This is a genomic window from Nocardia otitidiscaviarum NBRC 14405, assembly GCF_000308635.1.
GTDB lineage: Bacteria > Actinomycetota > Actinomycetes > Mycobacteriales > Mycobacteriaceae > Nocardia > Nocardia otitidiscaviarum.
The window spans coordinates 22151-37658 of the sequence record NZ_BAGD01000050.1 but is presented as its reverse complement, the minus strand read 5'-3'; the positions used below and the strand labels follow the sequence as shown (position 1 = coordinate 37658).

3 protein-coding genes are annotated in these 15508 nt (G+C 72.1%); 1 reads left to right on the top strand and 2 read right to left on the bottom strand.

All coding sequences use genetic code 11. The features are described 5' to 3' along the window. The gene (locus ON31_RS34565; protein WP_051037017.1) at positions 1-441 is read left to right on the top strand and encodes a DUF6247 family protein; all 441 of its coding nucleotides are present in this window, start codon (positions 1-3) and stop codon (positions 439-441) included. A 20-nt stretch (positions 442-461) separates the two neighbouring features. Here ON31_RS34565 and ON31_RS09135 read toward each other — a convergent pair whose 3' ends face one another. Together ON31_RS09135 and ON31_RS09130 are read right to left on the bottom strand one after the other, a co-directional pair. Next, on the bottom strand, positions 462-1904 hold the full coding sequence (locus ON31_RS09135) for a molybdopterin-dependent oxidoreductase (protein WP_147287180.1): 1443 nt from the start codon (positions 1902-1904) through the stop codon (positions 462-464). 79 nt (positions 1905-1983) lie between these two features. After that, a complete protein-coding gene (locus ON31_RS09130; RefSeq protein WP_051037016.1) occupies positions 1984-15504 on the bottom strand; it encodes a non-ribosomal peptide synthetase in 13521 nt (4506 codons plus the stop codon). Between the last annotated feature and the right edge of the window lie 4 nt (positions 15505-15508).

The following is a 15508-nucleotide window of genomic DNA, read 5'->3' as shown; positions in this document are numbered from 1 at the left end:
ATGACAGCCGAGCATGGTTACGCCAAGTTCGAGCACGGATTTCCGCTACCCGCACATGCCAGCCCGGCCGCGATCCGGTCCTGTCTGGATCCGGCGGATGTGCAGCGCTTCGATCGCGAATACTCCGACGCCCTCGACGTGGCGCGCGAAAGTCTCGACCTCACGGGATTGTTCGACACCCTGGCCACCTGGCGGCACACCGCCGATCGCGCGCTGCTGCCCGACGGCCGGGTGCCGGTGCGCTGCGTGCTGCTCTTCGGCGACGAGGCCCGTCTCGTCACCCCCTGGCATCTGGGCCGGGATCTGCTGCGCCTGCCCGCCTCGGTGATCGCCCGCGCCTGCGATATGCCCGCCAACGAACTACCGGGGCGCTACTTCACCGCCACCGGGGACCGCGACAACCTGCACGACTTCCGCCTGGTCAACGATCCGCGGCTGTGATCCGCCGCGGGCCGTCCGGCTCAGGCGTCGACCGTGACCCGGTGCAGACCGCCCGGGCCGAGCGGATACGGCGGGCGCACGTCGGCGTCCTGGACCTCGCCGGAGCGGCTGGTGACGCGGGCCTCCACGGTGTGCGGGCCGGGTGGGAGGTCGACGACGGTGCGCCAGCGCCGCCACGCGGCCGGGGCGAGTTCGGCGCCGAGTTCGGCCGGGAGCCATTCGGTTTCGTCGATGCGGATCTCGACGCCCGCCACGCCGTGCGGCGGCGCCCAGGCGACGCCCGCGACGGTGCATTTGCCGGAGCCGGGGCTGCCGACCGAGGCGACGTCGATGCGGGCCTGCGGGCGCACCCACAGCGGCTCACTGGTCCAGCCGCGCTTCCACCAGTAGTCCAGGTGGCTGTCGTCGGTGAGTTCCAGTTCGGTGAGCCATTTCGCGCCGGTGTACTGACCGTACAGGCCGGGCACGAAAACCCGGGCCGGGAAACCGTGTTCGGGGCTGAGCGGTTCGCCGTTCATACCGATGACCAGGTACCCGGGCCACTCGCCCGTGCGCAGCGGGGCCAGCGGCAGGGAGATGGTGAATCCGTCGCTGGCTCGGGTGACCAGGCGGGTGGCACCGGTTTCGGGCAGGGCGTGGTCGAACAACGTGGTCAGCGGCACCCCGAGCCAGCGGGCGTTCCCGGCGCGCCCGGCGGCGACGGTATTGTGCACGCACACCATGACCGCGTCGAATTCCTCGGCCTGTTCGGCCAATTCACGCAGCGACAGGCGCAGCGAGTGCGCGACCATACCGCTGATGGACAACCGCCAGTGTTCGGGATCGAGCCGGGGCGGGCGCGAATTCACGTCCGCTACATAGAACTTCGTGCTCGTTGTGATGAGCGGTGACAGTCCGGGTTCGATGCCGAGGCCGTCGTCGGGGATCGGCTGGTGGGCGCCCATGGGACCGACTCGCTGCGCGCGCTCGCGGTAGCGGCGGTCGGCCCGGCGCAACAGGGTCTCCGCACCCGCGAGGAGACCGGCACCGGCGGTGGCCCAGAGCAAGCGGGCGCCCGGCCCGCGTGGCGGACGCCGCAGTCCGGCGCCGAGCACGGCGGCCGCGGCGACGCTTCCGGCGACGGCCGACCCGGAACGGCTGGGCCGCCGCAGCGACAACGCGCCGACCCCGGCCCCGGCGGCGAGTGCGGCGGGGACGCGCAACCGTTCGGGCAGCGCTGACAGTCCAGCCGCGGCGGCGACACCGCCCAGTACGGTGCCGATGCGGGTGGTCTCCTTGTCGTGTTCACCCGACATGGCCACGGTGGCCTCGACCACGGGGGTGGGCGCGGTGTCGACCAGCAGCCGACTCACTCCGTCGATGAGCGAACCCCCGCCGCTCGCGGCGATCAGCTCACCGGCACCCAGGGCACCCAGTCCTACCGCGGCGGCCCCGAACACCCGGCGCTTCCCGTTCCTCGACACAGTCGAACCTGCTTCCCACACGATCGGTCGTCTCGGCCCATTGTTCCCCAACCCGGGGAGCGCCTCGCGAGGTTCGCCGTCATCGGCCGGAAATCCGGCGCGTGCTCAGTCTCGCCGGTGCCGACGGTGAGCGGTGGCCCGCCAGGTACGCGTCCACGCGCGGGCCGATGTCGGCCAGCGCCTCCGGTGTGATCAGCCGGTTGTGCTCGAAATCGAGCGTGACCTCGTGTATTTCGCCGTCGACATGCGGAATCCAGGTGTCCACGTTGGGTTCGGGCGGCCCGGCCGCGGCGGTGAAGAACAGCACATCGCCGTCGAATACCTCGGGGCGGTGGGCGCCGATGCGGTGGAGCAGGTGGCGTAGGTCACGGTAGAGGCGGTCGAGATCGGCGGCCGTGAGGGCGCTGGCCGCGCCGGTGGTCGAGTGCAGCAGATCGGCCGCGCGTTCGGCGGTCAGGGCGACGCCCTCCGGGACGTCCACCCCGCCGAACTCGGCGAGCAGCAGTTCGGGGGCGGGCATGCGATCGTCGGTGACCTCGACGTCGGCGCGGGCATCCATCATGATCAGCGAGGGCACCGGTGCGCCGCGGCGGCGCAACTCCACCGCCACGGCGTGGGCCAGCAGCCCGCCCGCCGAATAGCCGAGCAGATGGTAGGGGCCGTGCGGTTGGGTTCGCTGGATCTCGTCGGCGTACCGGGTGGCGAGATCGCCGACCGTGCCGCCGTCGGGAATGCCCGGTGACTGGATCCCGTGGACGGGCCGCGCCGGGTCGATGTACCGCACCAATCCCGCATAGCACCAGGCCAATCCGATGGCAGGGTGGAGGCAGAACAGCGCCGGTGCGGTACCGGTCGACCGCAGGGGCAGCAGTATGTCCGCGGCGGAATCGGGGGTGCTCTCGCTCAGGCGGCGGGCCAGTGCGGCCGGGGTGGGTGCGGCGAACACCAGGTGCAGCGGTACGGCGTTGCCCGTGCTGGCACCCAACCGCTCGGCCAGTCGAACCGCCGCCATGGAGTTGCCGCCGTGGTCGAAGAAGTTGTCGTCCACGCCGATTCGCGGATTCTCCAGCACGGCCTCGAAGGCGTCGACGACCAGTCGTTCCAGTTCGGTACGGGGTGCACGGTAGGGACGCGGCGGGACCGGTTCGGGGCGGCCGTGCACCGTCGGGACAGCGGTCGCCGTGGCCGCGCCGGACCAGCCGGTGAGTTCGGCGAGGGTGCTCTCGGGCGCGGTGGTCGCTGCCTCGATCAGGCGCTCGAGGCCATCGGCCATGGTCTGGGCGGTGGTGCGGTCGAACAGGTCGGTGGCGAAGATGAGCGAGCCGGTGATGCCGGCGGGCTCTCCGGCGGGGCCGAAGTGTTCGGCGAGCATCCATTCCAGATCGAACTTGGCGCCGGGGGCCGCGGTGTCGAGTGGTCGAATGTGCAGACCGGGCAGCGCGGTCGCCGCCGGGGGCAGGTTCTGGAATGCCAGCAGCACCTGGAACAGCGGATGATGCGCGGTGTCGCGGGTCGGTGCCAGGGCCTCGACCACCTGCTCGAAGGGGAGGTCGAGATTGCCGTAGGCGGCCAGGTCGGCGCGGCGGGTGTCGGACAGCGCGGCGGTGAAGCTCAGTGCCGGGTCGAGATGGGAACGCAGCACGACGGTATTGACGAACATGCCCACCAGATCGTCCAACTCCCCGTCGCCGCGGCCCGCGACCACCGAGCCGATGGCGATATCGGGGACACCGGACAGGCGGGCCAGCAGGACCGCGAGTGCGGTGTGCGCCACCATGAACGGGCTCGCACCGACTGCCCGGGACAGCACGTGGACGCGGTCGTGCACCTCGGCCGGAATGGTGAAGGCGATGCGGTCGCCGCTGCCCGAGGGGGTGGCCGGGCGGGGCCGGTCGGTGGGGATGGTGTGCCGTTCGGGCAGGCCGTCGAGGGTGGTGCGCCAGAACTCCAGCTGGCGGTGGGCGAGACCGGCCGGATCGTCGGCGGCGCCGAGCAGATCGTGTTGCCAGAGGGCGTAATCGGCGTATTGCAGGGGCAGCGGCGTCCACCGGGGCGGTTCACCGGACAGGCGGGATGCGTACGCGGCCAGCACATCTCGAGCCAACGGTCCCATCGACCAGCCGTCGGCGGCGATGTGGTGGACCGCCATGGCCAGCACGGCGTGTTCGGGTGCCAGACGCAGCACCCAGACGCGCAACGGGGTCTCCCGGGTGAGATCGAAGCCACGGGACAGCCGGGCCGCCAGCATGTCGTCGAGTTCGTCTGCGGCCACCTCGAGTTCGCGCACAGGGGTCATTCCCGGTGCGGGAGCCAGGATCTCCTGCCGGGGCAGGCCGTCCGCATCGACCGGGTAGCGGGTGCGCAGGATCTCGTGCCGTGCCACCACATCATCCAGCGCGGCGCGCAGCGCCGAAACATCCAGTGCCCCGGTGATGTCGAAGGCGGCGGGGATGTTGTAAGCGGGCGATTCCGGGTCGTAGCGGTTCAGGAACCACATGCGCCGCTGCGCCGCCGACAGCGGGATACGTTCCGGACGCGACCGCGGACCGGGCCGGGTGCGGCCGGACGTGGTACCGGAGGTGACGAGTTCGGCCAGCTCTGCCACCGTGGGCGCGTCGAACAGTGCCCGCACCGGTACGGCGGCGTCCAATGCCGCGCCGAGGCGGGCCACCACGCGGGTGGCGATGAGCGAATTGCCGCCGAGGGCGAAGAAGTCGTCGTCGAGCCAGACTCGCTCGACCGCCAGCACCTCCTGGAACGCGGTCGCCACCGCGCGCTCGGCGGCGGTTTCGGGGGCCCGGCGTTCGGCGGCGGTGTGCTGCGGCGCGGGCAGTGCGTCGAGGTCGAGTTTGCCGTTGGCGGTGCGTGGTAGGGAGTCGAGCGCCACGATGGCCGAGGGCACCATATAGGACGGTAGTCGCTGCGCGACAGCGCGTTTCAGCTGCGCGACATCCGGTGGTCCGGCCGCGCCCAGCACGTAGGCGACCAGCGCGTCACCGCGGCCGTCGGCACGGACGACGGCCACCGCGTGGGCGACGGCCGGGTCGGCGGTCAGCGCCGCCTCCACCTCACCGAGTTCGATGCGCAGGCCGCGCAGCTTCACCTGATTGTCGGTGCGGCCCAGGTATTCGAGCTCGGTGCCGCGCCGCCGCACCAGATCACCGGTGCGATACATGCGCTCCCCCGCGGCGCCGTACGGATCGGCGACGAAGCGGGCCGCGGTCAGGTCGCCGCGCCCGAGGTAGCCACGGGCGAGGGTGATCCCGGACAGGTACAGCTCCCCCACCACACCGTCGGGGACCGGGCGCAGCCGGGTATCGAGAATCACGGCCCGCACACCGGGTGCGGGCGTGCCGATGGTGACGGTGTCCCCCGGATGCAGTGCTGCGCTGCCGGTCGCCCACACCGTCGCCTCGGTCGGGCCGTAGTCGTTGTAGTGCGCTCGACCCGGGGCCGACCAGGCGGCCACCAGCTCCGGTGGGCAGGGCTCGCCGCCATTGATGATCACTTGCAGCGCGTCGAGTCCGGCCGGATCGACCGTGGCCAGTGCCGACGGGGTGAGCGCGATATGCGATACCCGTTCGCGCGCCAGCAGGTCCGCGAGTTCGCTGCCCGCGAAAACGGTCGGCGGGGCCACCACCAGGGTCGCCGCCGCACCCGCCGCCATGATCAACTCCAGTACCGAGGCGTCGAAACTCGGTGAGGCGACGTGCAGTACCCGCGAGTCGGAGGTCAGGTGGCACCGCTTCCGCTGTGCGGCCGCCATATTCGCCAGCCCGGCGTGGGTGACCATCACGCCCTTCGGGGCACCGGTCGAGCCGGAGGTGAACAGCACGTACGCCGGGTGCTCGGGGCGGATCCGAGGCGGGGGACGGTGCTGCTCGGCCGCGGTCGGCCCGATGTCCGCGTCGTCCGGATACCGGCTGTCCAGGTTCCACCAGTGCACGGTGGCGGGCAGGCGGTCTCGGCAGGCGGGCACGGTCAGACCGAGGCGCACCCCGGCCGTGTCGATGATGTGCGCGATCCGCTCGGGCGGATAGGACGGGTCCACGGGGACGAAGGCGGCCCCGGTGCGGGTGACGGCCCAGACGGCGAGGACCGATTCGAGCGAACGCGGAATACCTACGGCCACCACGGTTTCCGGTCCCGCGCCCGCGCGGGTCAACTGCCGGGCCAGCCGTTCGGCGCGAGCGTCGAGTTCCCGATAGGTGAGCTGGCGGTCCGCACAGCGGACGGCCACGCCGTCCGGGTTGGCGGCGACGGCCTCGGCCAGGAGATCCGCCAGCGGACGCGGCGTCGCGACGGGCGGGGTGTGCGTGCGCAGGTGGCGCAGTTCCGTCTCGGTGCACAGCTCGATATCGCCCACCGGCCGGGCCGGATCGGCCGTGACGGCGGTGAGCAGTCGCACCAGTCGCCGCAGGAGCATGCGCACGGTAGTGGCGTCGAACAGGTCGGTGGCGTAGTCGCAGCGCAGCTCCATGCCGTCCGCGCCGCCGGAGACGGTGAGGCTCAGGTCGAATCGGCTCACGGTCCGGGGCAGCTCCAGGGGTGCCACCCGCAGGCCCGGGAGGGTGAACTCCGGGTGGGTGAGGTTCTGGAACACCAGCATGACCTGGGTGATCGGGTGCCGGGCCGCGGACCGGGCCGGTGCCAGCTCCTCGACGAGGCGCTCGAAGGGCAGGTCCGCGTGGCCGAAAGCATCCAGGTCGGTGCGGCGCACGCGTTCGAGCAGTGCGCCGAAGCCCTCCTCGGCGCGGATATCGGTGCGCAGGGCAAGGGTGTTGACGAACATGCCGACGAGGTCGTCCAGTTCGCGGTCACCGCGTCCGGCGATGGGCGTGCCGATCACCACGTCGCGGGCACCGCTGAGCCGGGCCAGCAGGATCGACAGCGCGGCGTGCAGGACCATGAACGGGGTGGCGCGCCAGGTTCGGGCGCAGTGGTCCACGGCCGCCGTCAGGTCGGCGTCCAGGCGGTCGGATACCTCGGCGGCGCGATGCGAGGCGCGGGCCGGGCGAGGTCGGTCGGTGGGCAGGTCCAGCTGATCGGGTGCGTCGGCGAGGACTTCGGTCCAGTATCGAAGCTGGTGGTGCAGTAGAGATTCCGGGTCGTCGGCGGCGCCCAGGCGGGTGTGTTGCCAGAGCGCGTAATCGGCGTACTGCACGGGCAGCGGCTGCCACGCGGGTGCGGCACCGCGCACGCGTGCGGTGTAGGCGGTCACCACATCCCGGACCAGTGGTGTCATCGAATACCCGTCCAAGGCGATGTGGTGGGCGACCACCACCAGGACGAAGTCGTCGGTCCCCTCGACCCGGAACAGCCGCAGCCGCAGGGGAACCGAGGCGGTGACATCGAACCCCGTGCCGACGGCGGATGCCACCGCCGCGCCGATATCGGCCGCGCGCACGGGGATCGGGGTCAGGTCGAGTTCCACCGCCGCGGCCGCCACGATGCGCTGGCTGCCGACGCCATCGATGTCCGGATAGACGGTGCGCAGTGCTTCATGCCGTTCCAGCACGTCGGAAAGTGCGTGACGCAATGCTGTTCGATCGAGGTCGCCCGAGAGTCGCAGGGCCAGCGGGATGTTGTAGGCCGGGGATGTCGGGTCGTAACGATTGACGAACCACATGCGCTGCTGGGCCGGGGACAGCGGTATCCGGTCGGGCCGCGTGCCCCGCACCAGCGGCGGTGCGGTGGCGGCCACGGTGGCGGTGTCCAGACGGCGGGCGAGATCGGCCACCACCGGTGCCTCGAACAGGGCCCGCACCGGGATCGCGGTGCGCAGGGCCGCGCTCAGCCGGGCGGCCACCCGGGCGGCGAGCAGTGAATCGCCGCCGAGAGCGAAGAAGTCGTCGCGGGCGCCCACGCGTTCGGCGTGCAGGACCTCGGCGAAGGTAGCGGCCACGACGGCCGCGGTGCCGGTCGGAGCCACATACTCCGTGTACGGCGCTTCGGGTTCGGGCAGGGCGCGCAGGTCGACCTTGCCGCTCGCGGTGCGCGGCAGCTCGGGCAGCACGGTAATGCTCGACGGCACCAGATAGCGCGGCAGCCGCGCGGACAGCCACGCTGTCAGTTCGGTGACCGACGGCGGCACACTCGACCCAGTGCCCGACAGCGGCACACTCGACCCGGCGAACAGCGAAGGCTCGGCGGCTGTCGGGGTGCGGAAGGTGATGTAGGAGCACAGTGCGGTCGTGCCCGCGCGGGTGGGCCGGGCCACCGTGACGGCCGACTCCACCTGGGGATGCGCGGTGAGCGCGGAATCCACTTCCCCTGGCTCGACCCGGATTCCGCGCACCTTGACCTGGGAATCACCGCGCCCCACGTATTCCAGGTTGCCGGGCGTGATGTAGCGCACCAGATCACCGGTGCGGTACAGCCGTTGGCCATCCGTGAACGGGTCGGCTACGAAGCGGCTCGCGGTCAGGGCGGTGCGCCCGGCGTATCCGCGGGCCAGGCCCGGGCCGCGCACGTACAGTTCGCCGACCGTGCCCACCGGAACGGGCCGCAGCCAGCGGTCGAGCACCAGCAAGGTGGCACCCGGTACCGGCGCGCCCACGATGGCGGCGGTGTCGGGGGTCATGGGGTCGCCGAAACTCACCGCCACCGAGGTTTCGGCCGGGCCGTAGGAATTCACCAGGGCGCGAGTGGAACCCAGCCGCGCGACCAGCGCGGGCGGGCAGGGTTCACCACCGATGATCGCCGTCGCCACGCCGCGCAGCTGTTCGTCGCGCAGGGTGGCGAGGACGCCGGGCGTACAGATCAGGTGGGTCGGCGCGCCGGTTGCGATGGAGTCGGCCAGTTCACCGCCCGCACTCGCCTCGGGCGGGGCGATGACGAGCGTGGCCCCGACGGCGAAGGCGCTCAGCCACACCAGGATCGCGGCGTCGAAACTCGGGTTCAGGGCGTGCAGCAGGCGGGAATCGGGGCCGATGCGGCCGTTGGACGCCGCTGCGGCGACCAGGTTCACCAGGCCCGCGTGTGTGACCACCACGCCCTTGGGGGTTCCGGTGGAACCGGAGGTGAACACCACGTAGGCCGGATGCTCGGGCCGCAGCGGTGCGAGCCGGGCGGCGGCGTCGACGGCAGCGCCCGATACGGCAGCGGTGGCCGCGCCGGTCTCGGGATCGTCGAGTAGCAGCCAGCGCACCGAGTCCGGGAGTGCCGCATCCGCTCCCGCCGCGCTGATGCCCAGGACCGCACCGCATTCGGCGGCGATGGCGGCCGTCCGCGCGGCGGGCTGCTCGCAGTCCACCGGCACGAACGCCGCGCCGGTCTTGGCGACCGCCCACAGCGCGATCATCTGGTCGACCGAGCGCGGCAGTGCGAGCAGCACGGTTCGCTCGGGTCCGGCACCAGCCCGAATCAGCAGGCGGGCAAGGCGATTGGACAGCTCGTCGAGCTGGGCGTAGGTCACCGCCGTCGCACCGAACCCGACGCCGCCGTGAACATTCGAGCCCGGCGTCGCGTGCCCGCTCGAACCCGGCTCCGCGCCTCCGTCCCGACCGAAGTCCCCAGCGACGGGCTCGCCGCGCCGCGCGGGCACGGTCGGCTTCGGGGTGGTCATGGTCGCGGCGAGGGCGTCCGGTGAACCGGTGGCGGTCAGGAGATCCGGTAGGAGACGTGGCGGAAGTGCGGGAGAGCCGGACCATTCCGTGTGTCCGCGATCGGCTGTGCCGCGTATCTCGGCGGTGCGGAGGTTGTCGCCGTCGGCCAAGGTGGTGAGGATGCGGGACAGGGCGCGGGCCATCGACTCGGCCTCGTCGGCGTCGAAGTGGCGGGGTGAGCGGCTGAGGACCAGGCGCAGGCCGTCACCGGCGTAGGTGGCCAGGGCCAGCGGGTAGTGGGTGCCGTCGTGACCGCGGATGCCGGTGACGCGCAGGCGGGCCTGGCGGGTCGCGGCGGTGAGGGCCGCGGCGTCGACCGGATAGGACTCGAAGACCGTCGCCGTATCGAAGAGCGGGCCGATCCCGGCCAGCGCCTGGATCTCGTCCAGCCCCAGCGTGTGATGTTCGGCCAGGGCGCTCTGCTCGGCTCGGACGCGGGTGAGCAGGTCGGTCACGGATTCGGCGGGTCGCAGGGTGATGCGCACCGGGACGGTGTTGACCAGCATGCCGATCATGCGATCGGAGCCGGGCAGCTCCGGCGGGCGGCCGGAAACCGTTGCGCCGAAGACGATATCGGTGTCACCGGTCAGCTCGGCGAGCAGCAGCGCCCACGCCACCTGCACCAGGGTGTTCACGGTGACCTCGCGGTCGGCGGCGGCGCGGCGCAGCCTCGCCGCACAGCCCTCGGGCAGCGGCACCTCGTGGGCGACGGGCGCAGTGGCCGCCTCGCCCCGGGGCGCGGACGGTGCGGCCAAGGTGGGGCCGTCCAGTCCGGCCAGGGCCGAGGTCCAGGCGGCGCGAGCCGGGTCGCGCGGACGGGCGGCGAGCCATTCCAGATAGTGGCGCGGCGCGGGCGGCTCCGTGAATCCGGTGTCGCTGCCACCCGTTTCGTAGAGGGCGACGAGGTCACCGAACAGCAGCGGCATGGACCAGCCGTCGAGAATCAGGTGGTGGTTGGTGATGACGAGCCGGAACCGGTTCGGGGCCAGCGCGATACAGGCGAAGCGCAGCAGCGGTGGGCGATCCACCTCGAACGGGATGCGCAACTGCCGTGCCGCGAGCTCGTCGAGTTCGGGGTCGGTGGCACCGTGCGCGTCCAGTTCGGTCCAGGGCACCTCCACGTCCGAGACGATCACCTGCACAGCCGTTTCCGCGGTCTGCACGAAGGCCGCCCGCAGGGCCGGATGGCGACGCACCAGGGCGGCGGCCGCGGCGGTCAGCCGATCACGATCGAGTTCGGCCTCGATATCGATGACGGCCTGCACCGAATAGCCGTCCAGCCCGTCCGGGGCGAGCTGAGCTTGGAACAGCAGGCCGCGTTGCAGCGGCGTCAGCGGCCACACATCGTCCAGGTGTCCGAAACGCGCCTCCCAGGAATCGATCTCGGCCTGCGTGGTGGCGATCAGCGAAAGGTCGCTCGGCGTGCGGCCGCCCGCCTCCGGCTCGGTCAGCCGCCGCGCGATCTCGGTCACCGCCGCCAGCCAGTCATGGGCGAGTTCGTCGGCGGCCTCGTGGTCGATGGCCACGCAGGCGTACTGCCAGACGGCGTGCAGCCGGGTGCCCCGCTCGGTCACCAGGGCGGCGGCGTCCACCGACACCACCGCGGCCAGCGGCATATCCGGATGCGCGTGCCCGCCCAGCCGATCCGTCATCCCCACCGGCATCCAGTCGGCCTCGACTGCGGCACCGGGTATCTGACCGAGATAGTTGAAGCCGATTTGCGGCTCCGGCAGCGCGGCGAGGTCGCCCCCGGCCGGGTTCAGATAGCGCAGCAGACCGTAGCCGACACCGCCCGCGGGTACCGAGCGCACCTGCTCCTTGACGGTCTTCACCACCGCCGCAACGGTTTCCGCGGCGGGCCCGATCCGCAGCGGCACCTGCCGGGTGAACCAGCCGACCGTCCGCGACAGCTCCGCGCCGGGAGCGACGGCCTCGTCCCGGCCGTGCCGCTCCACGGTCACCACGGTCTCGGCATCGGGCCGCCCGCGGCGCGCGCGGAACCGCGCCAGCGCCAGCACCAGTCCCGCCAGCAGCGCCTCCTCCACGCCGCAGCGGTAGGCCGCCGCCACCCGCGTGAGCAGCACCTCGGTCTCGGCCTCGGGCAACTCCACGCGAATCCGGCCCGCCGTCCGATGCGTATCCACGGCCGGGTCGAGCCGGCGGCGACCGAGCACCGGGTCCGGGGCCAGGACGGCACGCCAGTGCTCGAGGCCGCCGAACCGGTCGGCGAAACCCTCCGGCAGCCCGTCCGCGTCCTCATCGACGGCCAGGGCATGCAGGACATGCGCCCAGGTGCGTACGGACGTTCCCGTCCCCGGCAGGTCGGCGGCATGTCCGGTGCAGGTTCGCGACCACGCGGTCATGAGATCCGGCAGCAGGATGCGCCAGGAGACGGCGTCGCAGGCGAGATGGTGAGCGGCGACGATCAGGCGTCCCGACGCCGCCGGCCCCGGATCCAGCCAGGTCAGGGCGAGCATCCGGCCGCCACGGGGATCGAGCCGCCGCACGGCCTCGGCGAGTTCGCAGTCGACGCGCAGGTCGGGATCACCGCACGGCACCCGGGTCAGCAGCCGTTCCGCGTCGGCGACCTGCGGCGGCGGCACTTCGAGCACCGGTCCCGTCACCGATTCCACCACCCGGGCGCGCAGCATATCGTGGCGATCCAGCAGTCCCTGCACCCTGCGGGCCAGGGCCGCGGGTTCGATGCCGATGGGTAGCCGCACCACCATGGACTGGGCGAAGCGCTCCCAGCCCGGACGCGCCAGCAGCCAGGCGGCGATGGGGGTGAGCGGCATGCGACCCACTCCCCCACCCGGCAGCTCCGGGAGGCGGCGCGGCCCATCGGACGTCCGGTGCGCGGCGGCGGCCAGGGCGGCCGGGGTGCGGCGTTCGAACACGTCGCGCGCGGAGAACACCAGCCCGGCGGCGCGGGCGCGCGACACCAGGCCGATGGCCATGATGGAATCGCCGCCCAGGGCGAAGAAGGAGGACTCGGGGTCCACCGGCCCGGAACCCAGTACCTCACCGAACAATTCGCACAGCAGACGCTCGGCCTCGGTGGCCGCCGCGCGCCGCCGCACCGGCGACGCCACCACCGGTTCCGGCAGGGCCGCGCGGTCTACCTTGCCGTTGCCGGTGAGCGGCAGCGCACCCAGCACCGTCACGGTGGCGGGCACCATGTACGGGGGCAGCCGCCGGGCGGCGTGCTCGAGCAGTTCCGGCTCACCGATCCGGGCGCCCGCCACCGGTACCACATAGGACGCCAGGGCCGTCCCGGCGCCGACCGGACGCGCCACCGTCACCGCGATCTCCACACCGGGGTGGGCATCCAGCACGGCGTCGATCTCACCGAGTTCGATCCGCATCCCGCGCAGCTTCACCTGGAAGTCGCCGCGGCCCACGTATTCCAGGACACCGGGGGCGGTCCAGCGCACCAGATCGCCGGTGCGGTAGACGCGTTCGCCCGATGGCGCGGCCACGAAACGCTGCGCGGTGAGTCCGGGCCGCCCGGCATAACCGCGCGCCACGCCCGCACCGGCCACGTACAGTTCGCCGACCACGCCGATCGGGACCGGGCGCAGCAGTCGGTCCAATACCAGCACTCCCACGCCGGGGATCGGATTCCCCAGGCCCGCGGGAACTCCCGGCAGCAGCGCGTCGGTGTAGGTGACGGCCACCGTGGTCTCACTGGGGCCGTAGGAATTCAACAACCGCCGCCCGGGACCGAAGCGGGCCACCAGCTCGGGCGGGCACGGCTCCCCACCGGTGGATACCGCCCGCACCCCGTCCAGCGCACCGGGATCCAGGGTGGCCAGCACGGCGGGTGTCGAACACACCTGTGTCACACCGTATTCGCGCACGATACGGGCCATGTCGCCACCGAGCACCGGGTCGGCGTCGGCGACCACGAGCGTCGCTCCGGCCGCGAACGCCTGTAGCCATTCGAGGACGGCGGCGTCGAAACTCGGGTTGAGAGATTGCAGTACACGTGAGCCGGGGGTGACGTCGTAGGCATCGACGATCGCGGCGGCCAGGCCAGCCAGTCCGCGGTGGGTCACGACGACGCCCTTGGGCACGCCGGTCGACCCGGAGGTGAACACGAGATAGGCGGGATTGTCGATGCGGGCGTGGGGCAGCGGCCACGGCGACTCCACCCCCCGCGGCCCCCGGCTCTGCGGCTCCGGGCCATCCCCTGCGACCTCGACTGGTTCGCCGGAATCGGCTTCCAGCACGAGCCAGCCGACCGAACCCGGCAGTCCCGGAAGCGTTTCCGCGACCGTCAGACCCAGGCGCGCATCGCACTCCCCGGCGATCCGCAGCACGCGATCACCGGGTAGCGCGGTGCCCAGCGGCACGAAGGCGGCCCCGGTCTTGGTGACCGCCCAGACGGCGACCACTGCGGCCACCGAGCGTGGGAGGGCCAGCAGCACAGGTGTTTCCGGACCCACCCGCACCCCGGTCGCGGCACCCGCGGCGATCAGCCGGTGCGCCAGGCGGTCCGAGCGCGCGTCGAGTTCGCCGTAGGTGAGCCGACGGTTCCCCGACACCACCGCCACGGCGTCGCGCCCGGCGCGACGCAGACCGTCCCGCAGGATGTCCGGCAGCAGCCGCGGCCGCGGCGGTCGCGGACCGAACGCGCCCCGCGATACCGCCTCGTCGGCCGGACCGCGGTAGGCCAGCTCCGACAGCGGTGTCGCCGGAGCCGTGTCGAGCAGCGATTCCAGCAGTGTCAGGAAGCGGCCGTGGTGGCGGCCGAGCGAATCCTCGTCGTAGAGGCGGGGATTCGCGGCGAAATCCACATGGATCGGCGCGTCGGCGCCGTGCTGGTAGAAGTTGACGAACAGATCCTCGATGGGTCCGGAGGTGAGCACGTGCAGGCTCGACTCCACCCCCTCGAAGTCGATCCCGCGCGGGAACAGCATGATGTTGACGACCGGGCCGACCAGACCCCGACCGAACTCGGGCTGATCCTCCGCGCCGTCGCGCATATCCTCGTGCCGGAAGCGCTGATGGCGCAGCGCACCCGACGCCGCCACCCGCAACGCCTCCATGACCTCACCGACGGTGCCGCGGTCGGGGACCGGGACCCGCAGCGGCACCACATTGGCGATCATGCCGCCCGACCGCCGCAGCAGCGCGGTGGTACGACCGGAGACCGGCAGGCTGATGACCACCTCGTCCATGGCGGTCAGCCGCGCGTAGTACAGCGCCAGCGCCGCCATCACCAGGGTGGCGGAGCTGGTGTCGAAGCGGCGGGCCGCGGCCTCGAGCCGCGCGGCCGTCTCCGGCGACAGTTCACCGCGCTGCTCCCGGGCCAGCGCGCAGGCCGGTGCGGTCGCCGAGACCAGCGAGCAGCGGTCGGGCATACCCGCCACGATCTCGCGCCAGTACCGCTGATCGGCGCGGTAGCGGCTCGAATTCCGGTACGCGACTTCGGCTTCGTGCACCTCGAGCAGCGAGGCGGCGCTGCTCGGCGGCGCCGACTCCCCGCGCGTCGCCGCGTTGTACAGCTCGGCCACCCGATACAGCATGCTCACCGAGCCGAAGCCGTCGATGAGGATGTGGTGCGCCCGCGAGTACCAGAGGTGATGGTCGGCGCCGACCTTCAACACCACCGTCATCCCGACCCGGTCACCCAGCAGGTCGATGGGCTCGGCCACCTCGGCGCGCATCCACTCCAGTGCCGCCGCCATGGGATCCGGCCGCCCGCTGAGGTCGAGGTATCCGACCGCGGTCTCCAGGCCGGGGTCGACCACCTGGTGCGGCTCTCCGTCGATCTCGACGAGACGCAGCACCCCCGAACCGAATTCGCGAGCGGCGGTGATCGCGGCCGTGCGCAGCCGCTCCCGATCCAGTGGTCCGCGCATCTCGATGTACTGGGCCTCCGAGAGCGGAACGCTCGGGTCCAGCTGCTGTGCGTACCACATGCCGGACTGGGCCGGGGACAGCGGAAATACCGTGGCGGTCGCCTGCGCCGTGACTTCGCGCGTCATGGCC

Excerpts from the sequence above, each read along its gene's own strand:
- ON31_RS09130 (WP_051037016.1), bottom strand. The coding sequence starts at position 15,504 with ATGACGCGCGAAGTCACGGCGCAGGCGACCGCCACGGTATTTCCGCTG.
- ON31_RS34565 (WP_051037017.1), top strand. The coding sequence starts at position 1 with ATGACAGCCGAGCATGGTTACGCCAAGTTCGAGCACGGATTTCCGCTA.